Raw genomic sequence first — 20,726 nt, forward strand, 5'->3', positions numbered from 1 at the left:
GGTGACCGTCGCTCAGCTCACGCTCAGTGCTGGGTCTTGTGATCCAGTGCGGCGTAGAAGTTGGCGCTTTGCTGCAGGTATTTCTGGGTGTAGGCGCTGGTGCTGGATTTTTTGCCGGAAACTTCCACGCTGGCGGCGGCAGGCAATGCCACGGTGGCGGAAACAGCGGAAGCGGCGATGATGGAGAAGAGGTTCAAGTTCATGTCGGTAACCCTTGTGTTCGTTGGTTTAGGTGGCCGGTAGAGGCCTTGGAACCCAACTTACGCCCGAGGGCTGAACCTTGGTAATGTTTTGAAACAGTAGCCGCTATTAATAGAATTAATACACCGAGTCAGGCCCCGCATGGCGGGGCCTGTGGCTTATTGACGCACCAGGAACTTCAGGTCACTGGGCGCATCGATCGGCAATTTCTGCACGGTTTTACCCAGCAGGCCGGTCTTGGGGTCGCGTTCGACGACCACGATTTCGTTGCTTTTCTGGTTGGCGATCAGCAAAAACTTGCCGCTCGGGTCCAGGCTGAACTCGCGCGGGTGGTCGCCTTCCACGGAGCGGCGCTGCAGTTCCTTGAGGTGCGCGGTGGCCGGGTCGATGCTGAACACCAGCATCTGGTTGGCGGTGCCGCGGTTGCTCACGTACAGGAATTTGCCGTCGCTGGAGGCGTGCAGCGCCGCGCCGGCCTTGTCGGCCACCGGCTGCCCGCCAGCAAAGTCCACCAGTTGAGTCTGGCTGAGCTTGCCGTCGTTGTAATCGAACACGGCAACCTGGGCGCTCATCTCGGTGGTCAGCCAGGCATGCTTGCCATCCGCGCTGAACAGCAAGTGACGCGGGCCGCTGCCCGGTGGCATTGGCACGGCGGCAGGGTTGGCCGGGGTCAGCGGCAGTTCAGGGTTGGCCTTGGGGTCGTAGTGGTAGGCAAACACCTTGTCGGCCCCCAGGTCCTGAACAAACACGTATTTGCCGTCCGGCGATGACACCACCGAATGCACATGGTTGGAGGCCTGGCGCTCCGGGTTCACCCGGCTGGAGGGATGCCCGCTCAGTTGCACCGGCGCCGACAGCTTGCCAGCGGCGTCAACCGGCAGCACCGCGAGGCTGCCACCCGGATCTTCGAGTACCGAATAGTTGGCAACGAACAGGTAACGTCCATCAGCGGCGAGGCTGGAATGGGTGGGTTCATTGCCCAGGCTCTGCACCTGGTTGATCAGGGTCAACTGATGGTTCTGCGGGTCAATGCTGTAGCTGCTGACGCGGCCGACCGGGTCTTTCTGGCCCGGGCCGTTCTCGTTGACCACGAACAAATGCTTCTGGTCTTTGGAGATCGTCAGCCACGACGGGTTGGCTGCCTTCGCGGCCAGTACCGGCTTGCCGCTGAATTGGCCGGTACGGCTGTCAAACTGCAGGCGGTAGATACCCTCGCTGGTACCGGCGGTATAGCTGCCCACCAGCAGTTCATAGGTGTCTGCCGGTGCGGCTTGCACCGACATGGCACCGACACTGCCCGCCATCAGCAGGGGCCAGAATTTACGCATCATCATCCGCTTCATCCTCGTCGTTATTGTTGCCGGTGAACGCGCTCATGCAGATCAGGCGGTGCTCGCCCGAATCACCGGTAAGGGTCCAGCTTTGCAAGGTGTCATCGAAGGTGGCGGCCTGTACCTGCTCCAGGCTGAAACGCCAGCGTTTTTCAGCACGGCCGTCCATGGCGGTGATCAGCAAGGCCTGTTCATCAAAGGTGAAATCAAAGGCATGCAGCCCGTCGATTTCAAGCATGTCGGAAGTCTTCAGGACGGCAGGCAAATTATCGGTCATCACAGTCTTTCATCAGGTTCAAAGCGCTAATGATAGGCCAGTTTGCTGCCCGCACCTAAAGCCATAACGGGCTACCGCCGCCGGGCGACGCAGCGCATTACTTTGCAAGGGCGCGTTTTGATCCCCTGTAAAGGAATACCCATGACAGACCCGAACACCGCCCCTGCTGCACACCCGGCCCGACAAGCGGTTGAAGCCCGGTTTCTCACTCGCCCGACACTGCGCTCCGTCACCGCGCAGTTGCTGGCCGACCACTTGAAGGAAAAATACCCGCCGCTGAGCTATCCGCTTGCGGACCTGCGCCTGGCCATACCCCGTGACGGCGGCGGACGCAGCCTGTTCCCGCTGCTGGAGGTGGCGCTCAGTCACCTGGCCGATGGCAGCTTTCCCGATGTGTCCATGCGCTACGACCTGGACTGTTACCTGGGCGACGCCACGGGTACCCGGCTGACCTTTGAGGCCAATGGCCGGCACGACTACGATCTGGCAGTGATCGAAGCCGTTATCAGAGAATTGCCGCTGATTCTGAGCATCGCCTTTCAAGACGCCCTGGCTGCCTACTGGAGCCAGGACACGGATGCCGGCGGCAGCCGCTGGCAGTGGCTGGCCCACGTGCTGCAAGGCGCGCTGCTCGACTCGGCCATTCGCCAACCGGGGAACCTGGCACGACAGCTCGATACCCTCGTCACACTGGCCCGTTACCCCGACCGCCGTACGCGCGCCCAGCGCCCTTGGCCGCAGAAGGCCGTGCGTGCCTATACCCTGGAAACCGTTCTGGAGCAGGCAGGCAGCCGACTTACCCTGCAAGCCTGCGATGTGCTGGTGGTCGCCCCTGCGCAGGTGTTGCTGTGCCGCGTATCGGGGCAGATCGAGGCGTACGCTGACCTCGATGCCTTCGGCCAGGCCTGGGGAATGCACCTGCAGCAGCGTTTTCGCGCGCAGCGGATGACCTGGAAGCAGTACGAGCCCGACGGCAATATTTTCGAGGTACAAGCCGCGCTCATACTCGAGGGGCAACTGGACACTCTCGCGGCCATTGAGCTCCCGGCCGGGTCCAGCGTGCAGGCCCTGGAGCTGCGGTTTGCTGGCGCTACAAACCCGGCGCAGGTCTTCAGCTCCTCGACTACCACACCGCTGGCGACCCTGAATTCGATCCGCGCAGCCCTGCCCGCCTGGCTGCAGCACGCCGGCGCGGCCGAGCGCCTTGCCTACCGTCAGTGCCTGCTTGAACAGGCCGCAATCCGCCGCTTGACCCTTGGCGATTCAGACGTCGACAGCCTGGAAACCCTGCGCAGCTATGCAACCGAACATTTGAATCAGCAACTGTGCCTGGATCGCAGCGTCGCCCTGGGTGGCCAACGCGCCTGCGACGATGCCGCTCGGTCGAGCGGCTACCACGCCGACGATTTGCAACTGACCTTTCACGTGGCGGTGGGCACTCTGGCCGGCGGTTATGTCGAACCGGTGACCCTGAGCCTGGTCGATCTGGCCCTTAAAAACCTCTCGGGCGCGCCCAAAGGCCGCATGACACTCAGCCACCGCACCGGCCGGGTAATTGAACCCTGGCTGACAGCCGACGGCCTTCGCCAACTGGTCCAGCGTGTCGACATCGGCAACAATTACCCTCATTACCTGCGCCAGGCGCTGCTCAGCGATACCGAGGCCGCACAAAAACGCACACGACTGTTCGAACAGCAACGGCCGGTGCAGCTGAAAACCCAAGCGCTGGAGCACAAGCTAAAAGGCGAAGCAGGCCTGACATCGCGCGGCGTTCAGTGGGTGGAGGCCGTGCTGAACCCAGCCCCCACGGGGCGCCAGGTTGGCGGCGAAAGCCTCGTCATGCGGGTGCTGGCCTTGGTGCGCAAGCCCGGCGCCACGGCGGACGTGGTGCAAAACATGTTCATCATCGAGCCCCTTGATACGCAACGAGGCCCGCATCTGCTGTATCGGCCCGCCTATCGCGACTCGCTGCTGGAGTTTGCCAGTCGCGACAGCCTGCTGGCCGCCCTCGTACGGCCCGGCGCGTTGCAGGACAGCGTCTTGACCTGGTTGCCGGACTCGGCCAGGGCCATCTACAGCAACGGTGGGTTTACCCAGCCCCACTACGTGCGGGTCGGCCTGGGCTCGGAATTCGACCCGCTGCCACGCGTGCCTGAACCGGCGCAGTTGGCCGCCGCGGGCGACCAGAGCAGCGACGAAATCCTCCAGGCCCTGAACAATGGCAGCCTCATGGAGTACCTGTTTGGCTGCGAAACTCAGCAACTGCTGGCGCAGGCTGAGCGCGAGTCCACGTCCAATAGCGAGAGCCGCTGGGCGTTGATCCTGGAAGGTATGCAGCTGGGCTTCAACACCCTGCTCATGGCCGTGCGCGGACCACTGGCGGCAATCGGCTGGCTGATGCAACTGGTGCAGGGCCTCACGCACGATGTGCCAGCGCTGGAAAGTGACGACCCTCAGACGCGGGCGCTGGCGTGGGTTGATTTGCTGCAAAACATCGCCCTGCTGCTGGTGCATCAGGGCTCGCCCACGGCAGCGCCGGTGCACGCTGCACGTGAGGAAGCCTTGCCCACGCAGCCGGCGTTGCGGCGAGCAGTTTTCGGCCCGGCAAGCAGCCCGCCGGCGATCATTGAACGTGGCACGGTCGGCCTGCCTTCCGAACCGCCCGGCGGTGGCCGCACGCTGCTGGATTTCGATCATTCGCTGGCCAGCGACGCTGCATCGGCAGCGCTGCTGGAAAAACTGCGGGCATTCAGCGTGCCCTGGCCACAGCCCGCACCTGCACAGGTCCGCCTCGGGCGTCACCTGGGTTTGTACAACCTCAACGGGGTCTGGCATGCCTCGGTCGGTGGTTTGCTGTTCAGGGCCAGCATCGTTCCCGGTTTTGGCGACGTGTATATCGTGCATCCCGAAAAAACCGACCACCCCGGCATCAAGCTTCGCACCGATGGAAAGGGCCATTGGACACTGGACCGCGGCCTTAAGCTGGTGGGCGGTGGCCCCAAGCGGATGGCGGCCTTGCGCGAGGAAAACCAGCGTAGAAAAAACGAGCTGCTCGCACGCGCGCAGGCACTCGATACGCAAATAACCCCCTTGATGGCGCCCTTCCTGGCATCGATGGAGCGCATGTGGTCCGCCGCCACCGCCTTGAAAAACCAACGCAAAACCGTGCAATTGGTCTGGAATCTTCTGCAAAAAGCGACGCCCGAGCAGCGGCCCGCCCTGGCGGTGCGGCATCAGCAGGAGACCCTGAACCACCAGCAACGACGCACCGAGTTTCAGATTCTGCTGCAGAACCTCGAAGACCAATTTGCCCAGTCCCTGCCCCCACGCCTGGAAATGGTCAAGGTGGGCCAGGAACTGGAAAAGGTCGGCGGCGCCGGCGTGCACGTGCTTGATCGGGCAAAAATCCTGGGGACCATTTGGAACCAGCAGTCGGCCATCCAGACGTTGTTGGTGGACCGGTTGAACGCCATGCGTTTTTCCAGCGCGGGCGAGCCCATGGGGCAGATGGCGCGCAGGATGTTTGTCGACAACCTGCTGGGAAACACCGCCGTCTACGACGAATACATCCGCAACACGGTTGAATCGGCCAATATTCGCGAGCACATGGCCGAGGTCGCGGCGGCCATGGAGCATACGCTCGAACAACTGGAAGATGACTCGGTGGCGGGCCGTGTGATCCGCCAGGAATGCCTGACGCTGATCCAATACCCGCAGAATTTTTTCGCCAACAACCTGAGGCTCAGTGCGCTCAATTACCTCGCCGCCGCCACCCTGGCGACGGCCGACCGACGACTGCCACCCCTGGAGGAGTTTTACCTCAACCGCCTCGAACAGAGCGACCTGGCCCAAGCCCTGCAGTCTCATGTGGAAGTGCGCAGCGGTGCCGAGTACCCGCTGGCCGAGCAACGTAATGTGTATGAGACGGTCCTTTACCGGTACCGCCGTCATGAGGATGCGATTCGCGCCCTCAAAGCCCTCAACCCTGGGCGCCTGCGCCCGGAGGCCGAACGCCTGCTGACTGGCCTTGAATTTGCCCAGGCGCTTGCGCAAAGCGAACTTGAAGCGGTGGTACGCAAACAGGAAGAGCTGGACGTCGAGCTGCCCTTATCGAAAACCCTGCGTCCCAAAAACCCGGCCAAGCGCGTGTTCAAAACCCGCAAAAAGGCGTACTTCATCGGTGAGCTCAAGCCTGCCGATGCCCAGAACAGCCAGGAGCAACTCACCCTCACCGACGCCTTGACCGGCGAAACCATTGCCTCGTTCAGCCGGCACGAAGACGGGTGGGCCAACACCGCCAAGGACCCGGCGGCTGCCCCGGCAGGCACAGCCCAAGGTCGCTCACTGGCAACCCTCAAAGGCCTGGCCCAAGCGCTGATCGAACAACGCAAAGGCATTGAACAGCTGATCACGGCCGAGCAGCAAAAACTCGACGCGCCGCTGACCCGTCAACATGTCGACCCGAGTGGCTGGAATGAATTGCTGATGGGCCACGCCGGAAAGCTCACGGCCTTGGCCGATGAGTTGGCACGCGACCATTTGGCGCAAAAGACCGCGGTGCAACGCCTGATCGATGAATACCGGGCACACGCCCGGGACATCGGCCGGCTGGCGCAGCGCGTGTGCAGTGAGGCGTACAAACGGCAATGGCCGACCCAGGAGGGCCTCAATTACCTGTGGGAACATAAACAGATCGACATCAACCTGACCAGCTTGGCCGACCCGCAGTGCCCGACCCTCAGCGGCGACTTCTTCACTGAGTACGCGGTGTACGACAAGGCCAAAAAACCGCCGGTGGTGCTGTGGTATGCGCACTTTCATTACGCCAATGCCGACGCCCTGCCCGCCGACTACACGCGGGCCCACCTGAAGCTGCCGGAACAGCGCAAGTACACACAGAAGGACCTGCTCAAGCAACATGTCCAGGCCGACCTTCATACCCGCACGGAACCCGGCGGCGAACCGCTGACCCACATTCTGTATGTGCTGATTACGCCGCCCGTGGATCAGTTGTTCCTGGCAATCGCGCCAATGCCACGGGCCCTTCGCTGACGCCGTGCCCTGAGCATTGCGCTGGGCGACTTCACAACCTGAGATGCCGTGTGGCAAGGGCATTGCACCCTTGCCATACGGCACTGCACGACGGTGTCGGGCTCAGTGTGCAAACAGCGAGTTGCCCTTCTGCCCCGCGAGTTTTTCAGGCTTGATCAGGAACCGTGCCAGCGCCGGCAGCAGCCACAACGCACCGAACATGTTCCACAGCAGCATGAAGGTCAGCATCAGGCCCATGTCGGCCTGGAACTTGATGGCCGAGAAAATCCAGGTGCACACCCCGATAGCCAGGCACAAGCCGGTGAACAGCACGGCTTTGCCGGTCGACTTGAGGGTTTGGTAGTAGGCCTCTTGCAGTGGCAGGCCGGCGCGCAGGAAGCTTTCCAGACGGCTGTAGATGTAAATGCCGTAGTCCACGCCGATGCCCACGCCCAGCGCCACCACCGGCAGGGTCGCGACCTTGACGCCGATACCCATGAACGCCATCAACGCGTTGCCCAGCACCGAGGTCAGCACCAGCGGCAGCACGATGCACAGGGTGGCGGCCCACGAGCGGAAGGTGATCATGCACATGGTCGCCACGCACAGGTACACCAGGATGAGGATGGTCAGTTCCGACTCTTTGATCACCTCGTTGGTCGCCGCTTCGATCCCGGCGTTGCCGGCGGCGAGGATGAATTCCAGGCCGTCCTTGTTGTTTTCCTTGGCGAAGTCCTGCACCGCATGCACCGCGCGGTCGAGGGTTTCGGCCTTGTGGTCGTTAAGGAACACCAGCACCGGCGCGAGCGAGCAATTGTTGTTGTACAGGCCGTCGGCGCGGGCGATGGAGTTGTTCAGCACGTCGGGGTTGCGCGACAGGGTTTCCCATTTCAGGTTGCCCTCGTTCATGCCCTTGATCATCTGCTTGGACACGGTCACCAACGAGATCGCTGATTGCACGCCTTCGGTGTTCTGCATCTTCCACATCAATTGGTCGATGGGCGCCATGGCTTCATAGCGCGAGCAGCCTTCGGCACGGGTCTTGACCATTACCACCAGCACGTCGGAGCTGGTGGAGTAGTTGTTGATGATGAAGTTGTTGTCCTTGTTGTAGCGCGAGTCCGGGCGCAGTTCCGGTGCGCCCTGGTCGAGGTCGCCGATTTTCAGGTTCTGGCTGTACCAGAGGCCGCCACCGAAGGCGATCAGCGCCAGCACGATGGACACTGGCGCGACTTTGGCGCTGGCGAATTTGGACAGCAGGCGCCAGAACGGGTGTTCGCGGTGCGCGTCCTTTTTGCTCTTGGCGATGGCGCGTTTGCTGATGCCAACGTAGGAGATCGCCACCGGCAGCAGGATCAGGTTGGTGAACACGATCACCGCCACGCCGATGGAGGCGCCGATGGCCAGCTCGCGGATCACGCCGATGTCGATGATCAGCAAGGTGATAAAGCCCACCGCGTCGGCGAGAATCGCGATCATGCCCGGCAAAAACAATTGCCGGAACGTGCGTCGGGCGGCGGTCAGCGCGTTGTCCGCCTCACTGGATTGCAAGGCAATGCCGTTGATCTTCTGCACGCCGTGGGAAATACCGATGGCGAAGATCAGGAACGGCACCAGCATCGAATACGGGTCGAGGCCGAAACCGAAGAAGTGCATCAGGCCGAGCTGCCACACCACCGCCACCAGCGTGGTGCTCAACACCGCGACGGTGCTGCGCAGGCAGTTGGTGAACCACAGCAGCAGAATCAGGGTGATGACGAATGCGATGCCGAAGAACATCACCACCATGACCAGGCCGTCGATCAGGTCGCCGACCTTCTTGGCAAACCCGACGATGTGAATCTTGACGTTGGGGTTTTGTGCTTCGAACTTGTCGCGGATCTTGTCTTCAAGTTCGTGGGAAAACTTGCGGTAGTCCAGGGCCAGCAACTTGCCCTGGTCCTGCGGGTCCGGGTAGGACTCCAGCAGCGGAATGTCGACAATGCTCGACTTGAAGTCGTTGGCCACCAGGCGCCCCACCTGGCCGGACTTGAGCACGTTGTTGCGCAACTGGTCGAGGCTTTCCGGCGAGCCGTTGTAGCTCTGCGGGATGACTTCGCCGCCGGCAAAACCTTCCTCGGTGACCTCGGTCCAGCGCACGCTGGGGCTCCACAGCGACTTGAGGCCCGAGCGGTCAACGCCGGAGATGTAGAACACCTCGTCATTGATCTGGCGCAGGGTCTCCATGTACTCCTTGGTGAAGATGTCACCGTCCTTGGCCTCCACGGAGATGCGCACCGTGTTGCCCAGGTTGGCCAGGTCGTTGCGGTGCTCCATCATCTTTTCGATGAAGGGGTGTTTGAGCGGGATCATCTTTTCAAAACTGGTGGACGGGCGAATCAACGTCGCCTGCCAGAACAGAAAAATGCTCACCAGCAGGCAGATGACGATCACTGCCGGGCGATTGTTGAAGATCAGGCGCTCAAGAAAGGTCGCTTTATCGTTGTGATGACTGCTCATTGAAACCCCGCCTTCTTATTATTTTGAGAGCTCTGCACCGGCGGCGGAGGCCACACGCACGCCACCCTGCCCGACCAGAATCAAGTTGCCGTTGCCCGCCGCGGTGACCGCCGAGAGTGAAATGCGGTCCGGGCGGTTGAACACGCTGAAGGTCTGCCCGTCGTCATGGCTGATCACCACGCTGCCACCGTTGCCGACCACCACCAGCGAACCGTCGTCGAGCAACGTGGCGCCGGACAAGCCGAATTCCAGGGCACCCCGTGCCGCGTTCAGCTCAACCTGTTCCCAGGTGCTGCCAAAATCCGTGGAACGGTAGAGATTGCCGCGCAGGCCATAGGCCAACAGGGTGTGGGGTTGAGCGGTACTGATCACGCCAAACAGCGAGCCCTGATACGGGCCTTCGAGCTTTTCCCAGGTCTGGCCGTCGTCACTGGAGCGGAACATGCTGCCCTGCTCGCCGACGATAAACAGCCCGGCGTCCTTGATAGAGGCGATGGCGTTGAGGTGGAACTGGTCTTCGTTGTCGAGGCGGTCGCTGACGTCTTCCCAGGTTTTGCCGCCGTCGGTGGTTTCGATCAACGCACCGTAGGCGCCCACGGCCAGGCCGTGCTCGGCATCCTTGAACCAGATGTCGAGCAAGGGGGCTTCGCGTTTGAGGTCTTGGTATTGCTGGGTCCAGGTGGCGCCGCCATCGGCGCTTGCAAGAATCTGTGCGTCGTGGCCGACAGCCCAGCCGTGTTTTTCATCGATGAAAAACACCGCCGTGAGCAGTTGCCGAGTCGGCACTTGGGCTTGGGTCCAGGTGCTGCCCTGGTCATCGGAATAGAGGATGTGCCCGCGATCACCGACCGCCACCAGGCGGGAGCCGGCGTGCACGACGTCGATCATCAGGCCTTTGGCGGCCTTGGGGGATTGAATCGCAAATGCCGGCGGTGCGCCGGTTTCATCGGCTGCCAGCACGGGTGTCGACAACACCCCCAGCAGCGAGAGCGCTGTAGCCAGCATCGCAACCTTGCGGGCGACGCGCGGGCGGCAAACAACCCAACCCATGACAGGCTCACTCATAGACCTTTCTCCCGATTTATTATTGTTAGGTCGTCTCGCCTTGCCGGCCTCTGAAACCTGCAATCTAGAGCGCCTGAAGGAAGCAGGGGCCATCCTATCGGGCTTTCGAATCGTCTGACAATCGGTGCTACGTTATCTTTTGTTAACTGGCGGGCGATGACGATGGGCTGAATATGAGTGCATTAGCCAGGCTGATTAATGAATATTTATTCCATCTATTGAATTTAGAGAATGTTTATTCCATTAATACACGTCCTGAAAACAATAATCCAAAGGACCACCGCTATGCGTGAACTCGGAATCGGCCTGATCGGCACGGGCTTCATGGGGCGCGCCCATGCCTTGGCGTTCAACAATGCCCGCGCGGTATTCGAGCTGCCGGTACACCTCAACCTGGCCGCCCTGGCCGATGCCGACACCGAACGCGCACAGCGTTGCGCGACCGCCTGGGGGTTTGCCCAGGCCCACGGCGACTGGCAGGCGCTGATCAATGACCCCAAGGTCGATGTCGTGGCCATCACCACGCCCAATCACTTGCATTACCCCATGGCCATGGCGGCGATTGCAGCGGGCAAGGCGGTGTATTGCGAAAAACCGCTGGCCGTCAGCCTGCCGCAGGCCGAGGCCATGCGCCGCGCCGCGAGTGCGGCCGGCGTGGTCACGCGGGTGGGCTACAACTACCAGCACAACCCGATGATCAGCCTGGCGCGGCAGATGATTGCCGATGGCGAACTGGGCAAAATCATCAGTTTCCAGGGCGAGTTCAGCGAAGATTTCATGGCCGACCCGGCCTCACCGTGGTCGTGGCGCTGTGACGTGGCCCATGCCGGCGGCGCCCTGGCGGATTTGGGCAGTCATTTGCTGTCGATGGCGCGCTATCTGGTGGGTGAGGTGCACAGCGTGTGCGCCGACACCCAGACCGTCCATGCCCAACGCCCGGTCGTCCACGGCAGCAGCGACTGTAAACCCATCGCGGTGGACGACCAGGTACACGCACTCTTGCGCTTTGCCAATGGCGCGCGCGGCACGGTGAGCAGCAGCTGGCTCAAGCACGGCTACAAGAACCACCTGAGTTTTGAAATCAGCGGTACGCGAGGCACGCTGGCGTTCGATCAGGAGCGCTTGAATGAACTGCGGGTGTGTCGGCTCGGCCAGGACGGATTCCAACGGTTGCTGGCCGGCCCTGCCCTGCCCGGCTATGCCGCGTTCAGCCCGGCGGCCGGGCATCAACTGGGGTACAACGAGTTGAAGACGCTGGAAGTGCACGAATTGATCATGGCGCTGGCGGGGCAAGGCGCGGCGGGCACTGACTTTGAAGCGGCATGGGCGGTTGAGCAGTTGGCAACGGCGATTCGTGTGGCGGCCCGTGAAGAGCGTTGGGTTGTGGTGGGTGAGGTGTGAGCGCGGGGGCTTGGTTTGGCCGGGGGGTGTATATCAAGATCAAAAGCAGAGCACGGCGGCCTAGTAGCCGACCTGAGTGGTAGAAGCAAAAGCAAAGCCGAGGCGGCCTGACCTTGAAGGCTGAACTCAATCAAAGGTGGGAGCTGGCTTGCCTGCGATGGCATCAACTGGTTGTGCCTGATACACCGAGGTGCCTGCATCGCAGGCAAGCCAGCTCCCACAGAAAAGCAAAGCACTGCGGTGCTGGCAGTTGCACTCGGTCAACTTGTGGGAGCGGGCTTGCTCGCGAAGGCGGTCGGCCAGTGATACATGAGCTGACTGACCTACCGCCTTCGCGGGCAAGCCCGCTCCCACAGTTGGATCTCTGTGCGTCAGGTAGAGGGGTGGTGTGTGTACCCGGCCAGCTCCCACAGAAAAGCAAAGCACTGCGGTGCTGGCAGTTGCACTCGGTCAACTTGTGGGAGCGGGCTTGCTCGCGAAAGCGGTGGGCCAGTGATACATGAGCTGACTGAACCACCGCCTTCGCGGGCAAGCCCGCTCCCACAGTTGGATCTCTGTGCATCAGGTAGAGGGGTGGCGTGTGTACTCGGTCAAAGGTGGGAGCTGGCTTGCCTGCGATAGCATCAACCCGGTGTACCTGATAGACCTAGGTGCCTGCATCGCAGGCAAGCCAGCTCCCACTGTAAAGCCGCTCTGCTTGTGCTTGCCCCCCTCAAGTCGGCTACTGGGCATTGGCAAAAACTGAGCGAAAACAGGGAGCAACGCACACCCAACATGCCTCGATCATCAGATCACGAACCGCGCCACCATCGCGTTCAAATCCACTGCCAGGCGCGATAGTTCGTGGCTGGCGGCGCTGGTCTGGTTGGCGCCGGCTGCCGACTGAGTCGCCAGGTCGCGGATGTTGATCAGGTTGCGGTCCACCTCGCGGGACACTTGGGCCTGCTCTTCAGAAGCACTGGCGATGACCAGGTTGCGCTCGTTGATCAAACTGATCGACTGCGTAATCTGCTCCAGCGCCACACCGGCGGCTCGGGCCATTTCCAGGGTGCTTTGGGTGCGCTGATTGCTTTGTTGCATCGACTGCACCGCTTCGCCGGTACCCGTCTGAATGCCGGCGACCATTTTCTCGATTTCCTGAGTCGACTGCGCGGTGCGATGCGCCAGCGCCCGCACTTCATCGGCCACCACCGCAAAGCCACGCCCGGCTTCACCGGCGCGTGCCGCCTCAATCGCTGCGTTGAGCGCCAGCAGGTTGGTCTGTTCGGCAATCGCGCGGATCACGTCCAGCACCTTGCCGATGTCACGGCCCTGCGTCGCCAGGCCTTCGATCATCACCGAGGTGGTTTGTACGTCCTGGGTCATGGTCTGAATCGCGCCGACCGTCTCCACCACACGGTCACGGCCTTCGCGCGCCGCCTGGTTGGACTGGCTGGACGCTTCAGAGGTGGACACCGCATTGCGCGCCACCTCCTCCACGGCGGCGGTCATTTCGTTGACGGCGGTAGCGGCCTGGTCGATTTCGTTATTTTGTTGTTGCAGGCCTCTGGAGGCTTCCTCGGTAACGGCGCTCAATTCTTCGGCAGCAGAGGCCAGTTGCGTAGCCGAACCGGCAATGTGCTGGATGGTCTGGCGCAGGTTGGTCTGCATCGCGGACAAAGCGCCAAGCAGGCGGGCCGGTTCATCCTTGCCAGCATCTTCGACGAGCGTGGTCAGGTTACCGCTGGCGATGGTTTCGGCCACTTGCACCGCTTTGCGCAGCGGCGCAACGATGCTGCGGGTCAGCAGCCAGGCGAGTAACACCGTCATCAACGCCGCCACCACCGAAACGATGATGATGCCGCTGACGGCCTGTTGGTAGCTGCCTTCAGCGTCCCGGCCGGCCTGGTCGGCATCGGCGCTGTTGATGGCGATCAGTTTGTTCAACTGCTCGCCCATCAGATCCGTACCGTCCTTGATCCGCGTATTGATGAGGCTACGCATTTCCTCGACTTTGTTCTGCTGCGACAGCGACATCATCTCGGCCTGCGCCGCGAAGTAATTGTCGAGGGTCGCGGCGAAGGCTTTGTAAAGGGCTGCCTCTTCCGGGCCTGCCGGCATGACCGCGTAAGCACGCTGGGCCTGCTTGACCTTGTCGACCAACACCGCTACGCGGGTCTTGGCCTCCTCAAGGGCCGCAGGCTCACGGTTGATCAATATCCGGAACGACAGGATGCGCAAGCGCAGGACGTTTTCCGTCATGTTGCCGAGAAATTTCATGCTGGGTAATTGGATGGTCCCCATGTCCAGGGAAGACTGGCGAATCTGTGTCATGCGGTTAACGGCAAATACGCCGAGGATCACGACCAGCAACGCAATGAACGCAAAACCGAGGAACGCGCGCGGGGCAATATTCAGATTACGTAGGGACATAGGGCTGCTCTCGAGAAAGAGTGGGCGAGCGTCCCTGCCGCGACACGATCAGTGGGCGTCAACGCACCGCTCTGATCTTTGGGCACCACTGTTGTAAGAGTTGTGTGGGCTTGAATACGGTATCGGCAGGTGCCGGGATCTAATGCAGGGTGTTTCGAAAAATTTTTACACACTTCTGACGGCCGGCACTTTCTGGCATCCTGCGCCCCCCTTTCCCTACCGGGCCTGTATTGTGTCTGACGCTCAACCCCCTCGCCCCCGCTATAAATCCGACCTGATCTACGGCCTGGAAGATCGCCCGCACTTAACCGCGGCAATTTTTGCCGCACTGCAGCATGTGCTCGCCAGTTTCGTCGGCATCATCACCCCCACCTTGATCGTCGGCGGCGTGCTGGGCCTTGAAAGCGAAGTGCCGTACCTGGTGAGCATGGCGCTGTTCGTGTCCGGGCTCGGCACGTTTGTGCAGGCGCGCACATTCGGCCCGGTCGGTTCGGGTCTGTTGTGCCTGCAGGGCACCAGCTTTTCGTTTATCAGCGTGATTCTCAGCGCCGGTTTTATGGTCAAGGCCCGGGGCGGCGGCACCGATGAAATTCTCTCGACGCTCTTTGGTATCTGCTTTTTCGCAGCCTTTATCGAAGTGGTGCTGAGCCAGTTCATCGGCAAGCTGCGCAAGCTGATCACACCGGTGGTGACCGGCACCATCATTACCTTGATGGGCTTGTCGCTGATCAAAGTGGCGGTCACCGATATGGCCGGCGGTTATGGCGCCAGCGATTTGGGCGCGGCCGGCAACATGGGCCTGGCGGCGCTGGTGCTGCTGACCATTGTGGTCCTCAACCGCTTCAGCAACCCGTTCCTGCGCCTGGGTTCAATCGTGATCGGCCTGACGCTGGGTTTTGTAGTGGCCTGGTGCATGGGCCGTGTCGATCTGTCAGCACTGCCTCACGTGCCGCTGATCAGCGTGCCGGTGCCGTTCAAGTATGGGTTCTCGTTTGATTGGGTGGCGTTTATCCCGGTGGCGGTGATCTTCCTGATTTCGCCTTTGGAAGCCGCTGGCGACTTGACTGCCAACTCGATGATTTCGCAACAACCGGTCAAAGGCCCGCTGTATATCAAACGCATCAAGTCGGGCCTGCTGGCCGACGGCCTCAACTCGGCCATGGCCGCCACGTTCAACAGCCTGCCGATGGTGACCTTCGCGCAGAATAACGGGGTGATCCAGTTGACCGGCGTGGCCAGCCGCTATGTGGCGTACTTCATCGCCGGCCTGCTGGTGCTGCTGGGGTTGTTCCCGATGATCGGCGCAGTGCTGCAATTGATGCCCAAGCCGGTGCTCGGCGGCGCCACGCTGATCATGTTCGGCACGGTGGCCGTGGCCGGGATCAAGATTCTGGCCGAAGCCGGGCTGCACCGACGCAATGTGCTGATCGTGGCGATTTCCCTGGGCATGGGCCTGGGCGTGGCCGCCGTACCGGAAGTGCTGCGCGACCTGCCCAAGGCGCTGCACAACATCTTCGAGTCGCCGATCACGGTGGGCGCGTTCTGTGCAATCCTGCTGAACATTTTCCTGCCCGAAGAGTTCATAGAGCTGGAAGAAGATGAATTTGATCCGGAGTCCTCTACCCTCAAGGTCATGCAGGACCCGGACGTCACGAAATAGGAGCACCTTTTATGCGCAAGCTCATGGTTCTATCGTTACTGCTGCTGACCTTGAGCGCCTGCGCGCTGTTCCCCAATCGCGACCCGGTCAACATCAGCGTGGTCGGCATCGAGCCGCTGCAAAGCCAGGACCTGGAAGTACGATTCGCCGTGAAACTGCGCGTGCAAAACCCCAATGACGCGGCGATCGACTACAGCGGCATAGCCCTGGACCTGGACGTCAATGGCCGGCCGTTGGCGTCGGGGGTCAGTGACCAGTCGGGCTCGATCCCACGGTTTTCTGAAACCGTGCTGATGGTGCCGGTGAGCGTTTCGGCGTTTTCCGTGTTGCGCCAGACCCTGGGCCTGAGCCAGACCCAGAGCTTGAACAACCTGCCTTATGTGCTGCGCGGCAAACTGGCGGGTGGCCTGTTTGGCACCCTGCGTTTTGTCGAGCGCGGCACGCTGGACCTGCCGAACACGGCGACCTGGTGATGACCCGCCAACCGGTACTGTTTACCCAACGACTGATCCTGCGCCCGCTGGTGCTCGCGGATGCCGAGGCTATCCAGCAGCAGTTCGCGCATTGGGACGTGGTGCGCTACCTCAACGCCGACGTGCCTTGGCCCTACCCGGCCGATGGCGCGCGTTGCTACCTGGAACAGGTCGCCTTGCCGGCGATGGCACGGGGCGAACAGTGGCATTGGTCAATCCGCCTCAAAAGTGCGCCGGACCAGTTGATCGGCACTATCAGCCTGATGGACGAAGAGGACGATAACCGCGGTTTCTGGCTGGGCCCGCAATGGCAAGGCCAGGGCTTGATGACCGAAGCCAGCGCGGCGGTGACCGAGTATTGGTTCGAGGTACTCAAGCGCCCGGTGCTGCGTGTGCCCAAGGCCGCGCCCAATATAGGCTCGCGGCGGATATCCGAGCGCACCGGCATGCGCTTGATCAGGTCGCAGGAAGGTCGGTTTGTGGAAGGCACTTTCGCGCGGGATATTTGGGAAATGACCCGCGAAGAGTGGCTCAACACGCTACCTGCCACGCGGTAGGCGCCGGTCTTGCCGACACCTTCGCCTTGGCCGGCTTCACTCGGTGAGGGTGCGCACGCCCGGTTTGGCGCGCTCATCCACGACCAGCTCAAACACATCCGGGCGTGCGTAATGCCCCACCACGTCATAGTCATAACGTGCCCGGACGAGGTCATCGGTATTGATCTGCGCGGTCAATAACCCGGCCTCTCCCACCAACGGCCCGGCCAGAACATCGCCCATCGGCCCGATAATCACACTGCCGCCCGCGATCAACGCACGGTCTGACGGCCAATTGGCCACCTGCACGCCAAGCGCCGCAGGCGAGGCCTGCACCTGGCAGGCGCTGACCACAAAGCAACGCCCTTCATGGGCAACATGGCGCATGCTCACCTGCCACATTTCGCGCTCATCCACGGTCGGCGCGCACCATACCTCCACGCCCTTGGCATACATCGCGGTGCGCAGCAGCGGCATCATGTTTTCCCAGCACACCGCACCCCCGATGCGGCCTACGGCGGTGTCGATCACCGGCAAGGTCGAACCATCGCCTGTGCCCCAGATCAACCGCTCGGTCCCGGTGGGCATCAGCTTGCGGTGTTTGGCAACCAGCCCGCCGTTGGGCTCGAAATACAGCACCGTGCAATACAACGTGCTGCCACTACGCTCGATCACGCCGAGTACCAGGCTGGCACCGGTGCGGGCAGACAACCCGGCCAGCGCTTGCGTCTCGACGCCCGGCACGTCGATCGCATTGGCAAAATAGCGTGCAAAGGCTTCGCGCCCCTCCGGCAGGCGATAACCCAGCTGCGTGCCGAAGCTCTCGCCCTTGGGATAGCCGCCCAGCAAGGCTTCAGGCATCACCACCAATTGCGCACCGCTGCGCTTAATCTCGTGTTCATAGCTCAGGATTTGCGCCAGGGTTTGCGCTTTGCCTTCCGGCAAGGCACCGATTTGCAAGGCAGCCACGGTAGAAACGGGCATCACGATCACTCCAGATAAGGGGGGTTGCCCATTCTCCGGGCAGCCGCGATCATGAATAAAGCCCACTTCAGTGCTGAATGATATGAGCCAAATGAATATCGCCCAGGTTGACTTGAACCTGCTGAAAACCTTCGAAGCCCTGCACGACGAGTCCAGTGCCAGCCGCGCCGCCTTGCGCCTGGGCGTTACCCAGTCGGCGATCAGCGCAGGCCTGCGGCGTTTGCGCGACGTGTATGGCGACCAATTGTTTGTGCGCACCGGCCGCGGCCTGGCGCCGACGTTGCGCGCCAATCAGCTCAAACCGGTGATCAGCGAAGCGCTGGACCGCTGCCGACAAAGCCTGGCCATGGTCCACCCGGACAATCACGACTATCACGGGCGTTCAGTGGTCCTAGGGTTATCCGATGACTTCGAGATTGCCTACGCCCGCCGGCTGATGGAGGCCATCGCCGGCTGTGCGCCCAAGCTGCGGGTGATCTTCCGCCAGACCCACAGCCAGATCGTCGCCGCGGCGCTGCTCGACCGCAGCCTGGACCTGGCGATCACCGCGGGCGGGTTTGCCGAGCGCAGGCTGAGTCGACAGGTCGTGGGCGAAGGGGATTATCGCTGCCTGGTCGACCCGGACAGCCTGGCGCCCAGCCAGCACACTATCAGCCTGGATGAGTTCGTCGCGCGCGAACATGTGCTGGTGTCGTCGGGCGGGTTTATCGGGATCACCGATGAAGGGTTGGCGGCGCAAGGGTTGAGCCGCCAGGTGTGCGCGTCCACCAGCCACTTTGCCGCGCTGCCATTTCTGCTCAAGGGCAGCACGGCGGTGGCGACGATACCCGGGCATGCGGCCCAGGCCATTGCGCACATGACCGGCTTGCGGGTACTGCCCTGCCCGTTGGCGCTGCCGTTTTACCCGGTAGAACTGGGCTGGCGCACCCAGGCGCAGCTTGATCCGCTGTTGCTCAAGGTCCGCGAGGCGATTGTGGCGTGCTTTATTTCGCCGCGGCCATCAGCTTGTTGACTTCGCTGCGCACCATGTTGGAAAACTCCGGCGGCGACATGCCGTCGAGTTCTGCCCGCACCCATTCAGCCCACTTGCCCTTGCGCTTGGCGCGCTCGCCGAACAAACGCGCCGCTTCGCCCTTGGCCTTGCCCAGGTTGGTCTGCCACAGGTCATAGAGGCGTGACTTTTCATCTTCCAGCTCGGCGCGTTCGGCGAGGGTTTTATTGGCGAGATTGAAGCTCATGTGGAATTACCTGCTGCATAAATAGGCGACATCTTACACTGTAGGTCGAAATTTCCTGATTCGGATTTTGCCCAAAAACAGGCCCCGGCAAAAAAACTGCAACTTTTGCTGCCGCCCGACACTCCATTGTTCACTGTCACATTCACCTGCAAGGAGTCACACAATGGCCCGCAAATCTGCCGCCCAAGCTGTCGAAGATCAAATCAAGGATCAAGCTTTCAGTGAACTGACGGCGTTGATCGAAGAGTCGGACAAACTGCTCAAGAGCAGCGCCTCCCTGGTAGGCGAAGAAGGCGAAACCCTGCGCGAACAGGTCGCCATCAAACTCAAGCAAGCGCTGGAGTCGGTCTCCAACGTGCGCGAGCGCAGCAAGCCGGTGGTCGACGCGACCGAAACCTACATCGGTGGCCATCCATGGCAGACCGTGGCCATCTCCGCAGGTTTCGGCCTGGTGGTGGGGTTGTTGCTGGGTCGCCGTAACTGATACACCGTACCTGATGCATGGGGGGCTGCGCCGTTGGCGCAGCCCCTTTTTTACGTCTCCAGCAAGGTCTGCAAGCGCGCCAGCTCTTGGGCTTCCAGCTCAATACCTTGTTGCTGCGATTTCGCCCGTGTGCGGTGACGTCGATCCCCCGGTAAGCGCCGCAACCCCGCCGCATGCATCTGCCGCACCAGTTCCTGGCTGCGTTCGGCGAAGTTTTGCCCGGCCGTCTTGCTCGGGTCGATGACGATCAGCAATTGCCCGGTCCAGGGTGTCCGCGCGCCCGGATGATCGGCCCAGTTGAATTCAAACGAGAAATTGCCTCCCGTCAACGCCGCCGCCAGCAACTCGACCATCATCGACAAGGCCGAGCCCTTGTGCCCGCCAAAGGGCAACAGCGCGCCGCCTTCGAGCACGGCTTTGGGGTCCTGGGTCGGCTGGCCGAGGCTGTCGACGCCCATGCCCGGCGGCAAGCGCTCGCCCTTGCGCGCGGCAATCTGCACGTCGCCGTGGGCGATGGCGCTGGTGGCCAGGTCGAAGACGATGGGCGAGCCGTCGGCGCGCGGTGCGGCGAAGGCGATGGGGTTGGTGCCGAACAGCGGCCGGTCGGCGCCGTGGGGCACCACGCAGGTCATGCTGTTGACCACGCTCAACGCCACCAGCCCTTCTTCGGCAAAGGGCTCGACATCCGGCCACAGCGCGGCAAAGTGATGTGAGTTGTGAATCGCCAGCAGTGCGATGCCGGCGCTGCGAGCTTTGTCTACCAACAGCGCGCGCGCCGCTTCAAGGGCCGGCTGGGCGAACCCGTTGCCGGCATCCACGCGCACGAAGCCGGACGCCACATCCGTGACCACGGGCGTGGCCTTGCCGTCGACCCACCCGCTGGCCAGCGTGCTGAGGTAACCGGGAATGCGGAAAATGCCGTGGCTGTGCGCACCGTCGCGCTCGGCGCTGGCGCAATTGCGCGCCAGGATCGAGGCGACCTGCGGTGAGGTGCCGTGCTTGACGAATATCGCCTGCAGCAATCCCACCAGGTCATTGAAACCGATGAATGCTGCAGGACTGTCAACGAGCGGGGACTGGGCAGACATCTGTAGCTCCGATTTTATAATTGGAAGAGACAACAAGAATCCAGAC

General features: G+C 61.9%; 16 protein-coding genes. 7 read left to right on the forward strand and 9 right to left on the reverse strand.

Annotated features, from left to right (window positions below; all coding sequences use genetic code 11):
• Positions 1 to 23: 23 nt before the first annotated feature.
• The 3 genes from ACP7B3_RS03675 to ACP7B3_RS03685 form a co-directional block, all read right to left on the reverse strand.
• Positions 24 to 203 (reverse strand): hypothetical protein, encoded by a 180-nt coding sequence (locus tag ACP7B3_RS03675; protein WP_145166200.1) that lies wholly within the window; start codon positions 201 to 203, stop codon positions 24 to 26.
• Between the two features lie 156 nt (positions 204 to 359).
• Positions 360 to 1,535: a lactonase family protein gene (locus ACP7B3_RS03680; RefSeq protein WP_145166201.1), complete on the reverse strand. Its 1,176-nt coding sequence runs from the start codon at positions 1,533 to 1,535 to the stop codon at positions 360 to 362.
• Positions 1,522 to 1,809 carry a DUF5629 family protein gene (locus tag ACP7B3_RS03685; RefSeq protein WP_119735885.1) on the reverse strand — a complete coding sequence of 96 codons (288 nt, stop codon included), beginning with the start codon at positions 1,807 to 1,809 and terminating at the stop codon, positions 1,522 to 1,524. Before ACP7B3_RS03685 ends, ACP7B3_RS03680 begins: the two co-directional genes overlap by 14 nt.
• A gap of 141 nt (positions 1,810 to 1,950) precedes the next feature.
• On the opposite strand from ACP7B3_RS03685, the gene ACP7B3_RS03690 reads away from it, so the two are divergent.
• A complete protein-coding gene (locus ACP7B3_RS03690; RefSeq protein ID WP_426177927.1) occupies positions 1,951 to 6,861 on the forward strand; it encodes a hypothetical protein in 4,911 nt (1,636 codons plus the stop codon).
• A gap of 102 nt (positions 6,862 to 6,963) precedes the next feature.
• On the opposite strand, the gene ACP7B3_RS03695 is transcribed toward ACP7B3_RS03690, so the two are convergent.
• Entirely contained in the window at positions 6,964 to 9,339 is a 2,376-nt protein-coding gene (locus tag ACP7B3_RS03695; RefSeq protein WP_426177929.1) for an efflux RND transporter permease subunit, read from the reverse strand.
• A gap of 18 nt (positions 9,340 to 9,357) precedes the next feature.
• Positions 9,358 to 10,389 (reverse strand): WD40/YVTN/BNR-like repeat-containing protein, encoded by a 1,032-nt coding sequence (locus ACP7B3_RS03700; protein WP_404488430.1) that lies wholly within the window; start codon positions 10,387 to 10,389, stop codon positions 9,358 to 9,360.
• A 300-nt stretch (positions 10,390 to 10,689) separates the two neighbouring features.
• On the opposite strand from ACP7B3_RS03700, the gene ACP7B3_RS03705 reads away from it, so the two are divergent.
• Positions 10,690 to 11,805 carry a Gfo/Idh/MocA family protein gene (locus ACP7B3_RS03705; RefSeq protein ID WP_426177931.1) on the forward strand — a complete coding sequence of 372 codons (1,116 nt, stop codon included), beginning with the start codon at positions 10,690 to 10,692 and terminating at the stop codon, positions 11,803 to 11,805.
• 786 nt (positions 11,806 to 12,591) lie between these two features.
• On the opposite strand, the gene ACP7B3_RS03710 is transcribed toward ACP7B3_RS03705, so the two are convergent.
• On the reverse strand, positions 12,592 to 14,217 hold the full coding sequence (locus ACP7B3_RS03710; protein WP_426177933.1) for a methyl-accepting chemotaxis protein: 1,626 nt from the start codon (positions 14,215 to 14,217) through the stop codon (positions 12,592 to 12,594).
• Between the two features lie 232 nt (positions 14,218 to 14,449).
• Here ACP7B3_RS03710 and ACP7B3_RS03715 point away from each other — a divergent pair, with 232 nt between their 5' ends.
• From ACP7B3_RS03715 to ACP7B3_RS03725, 3 genes are read left to right on the forward strand one after another with little or no spacing between them, the layout of a single operon-like run.
• Positions 14,450 to 15,877 carry a nucleobase:cation symporter-2 family protein gene (locus tag ACP7B3_RS03715; RefSeq protein WP_426177935.1) on the forward strand — a complete coding sequence of 476 codons (1,428 nt, stop codon included), beginning with the start codon at positions 14,450 to 14,452 and terminating at the stop codon, positions 15,875 to 15,877.
• A gap of 11 nt (positions 15,878 to 15,888) precedes the next feature.
• Positions 15,889 to 16,350, forward strand: a complete 462-nt coding sequence (locus tag ACP7B3_RS03720) for an LEA type 2 family protein (protein WP_426177937.1) — start codon at positions 15,889 to 15,891, stop codon at positions 16,348 to 16,350.
• Positions 16,350 to 16,907 carry a GNAT family N-acetyltransferase gene (locus tag ACP7B3_RS03725; protein ID WP_426177939.1) on the forward strand — a complete coding sequence of 186 codons (558 nt, stop codon included), beginning with the start codon at positions 16,350 to 16,352 and terminating at the stop codon, positions 16,905 to 16,907. The genes ACP7B3_RS03720 and ACP7B3_RS03725 overlap by 1 nt, the downstream gene beginning before the upstream one ends.
• Before the next feature lie 36 nt (positions 16,908 to 16,943).
• Here the strand turns inward: ACP7B3_RS03725 and ACP7B3_RS03730 are convergent, their stop codons facing one another.
• Positions 16,944 to 17,870, reverse strand: a complete 927-nt coding sequence (locus ACP7B3_RS03730) for a carbon-nitrogen hydrolase family protein (RefSeq protein ID WP_262206099.1) — start codon at positions 17,868 to 17,870, stop codon at positions 16,944 to 16,946.
• A gap of 91 nt (positions 17,871 to 17,961) precedes the next feature.
• Between ACP7B3_RS03730 and ACP7B3_RS03735 the strand changes: the two genes are divergently transcribed.
• Positions 17,962 to 18,882 carry a LysR substrate-binding domain-containing protein gene (locus ACP7B3_RS03735; protein ID WP_426177941.1) on the forward strand — a complete coding sequence of 307 codons (921 nt, stop codon included), beginning with the start codon at positions 17,962 to 17,964 and terminating at the stop codon, positions 18,880 to 18,882.
• Here the strand turns inward: ACP7B3_RS03735 and ACP7B3_RS03740 are convergent.
• On the reverse strand, positions 18,854 to 19,108 hold the full coding sequence (locus tag ACP7B3_RS03740; RefSeq protein WP_003190904.1) for a hypothetical protein: 255 nt from the start codon (positions 19,106 to 19,108) through the stop codon (positions 18,854 to 18,856). The two genes, ACP7B3_RS03735 and ACP7B3_RS03740, sit on opposite strands and share 29 nt — an antisense overlap.
• Positions 19,109 to 19,271: 163 nt before the next feature.
• Between ACP7B3_RS03740 and ACP7B3_RS03745 the strand changes: the two genes are divergently transcribed.
• Positions 19,272 to 19,592: a DUF883 family protein gene (locus ACP7B3_RS03745; RefSeq protein WP_106579758.1), complete on the forward strand. Its 321-nt coding sequence runs from the start codon at positions 19,272 to 19,274 to the stop codon at positions 19,590 to 19,592.
• Between the two features lie 50 nt (positions 19,593 to 19,642).
• Here ACP7B3_RS03745 and ACP7B3_RS03750 read toward each other — a convergent pair whose 3' ends face one another.
• Positions 19,643 to 20,680, reverse strand: coding sequence for an Ldh family oxidoreductase (locus tag ACP7B3_RS03750; RefSeq protein WP_426177944.1), 1,038 nt, complete (start codon positions 20,678 to 20,680; stop codon positions 19,643 to 19,645).
• Positions 20,681 to 20,726 lie beyond the last annotated feature (46 nt).

Origin of the sequence: Pseudomonas sp. TWRC1-2, from assembly GCF_049896685.1 — a bacterium.
Taxonomy (GTDB): Bacteria; Pseudomonadota; Gammaproteobacteria; order Pseudomonadales; family Pseudomonadaceae; genus Aquipseudomonas.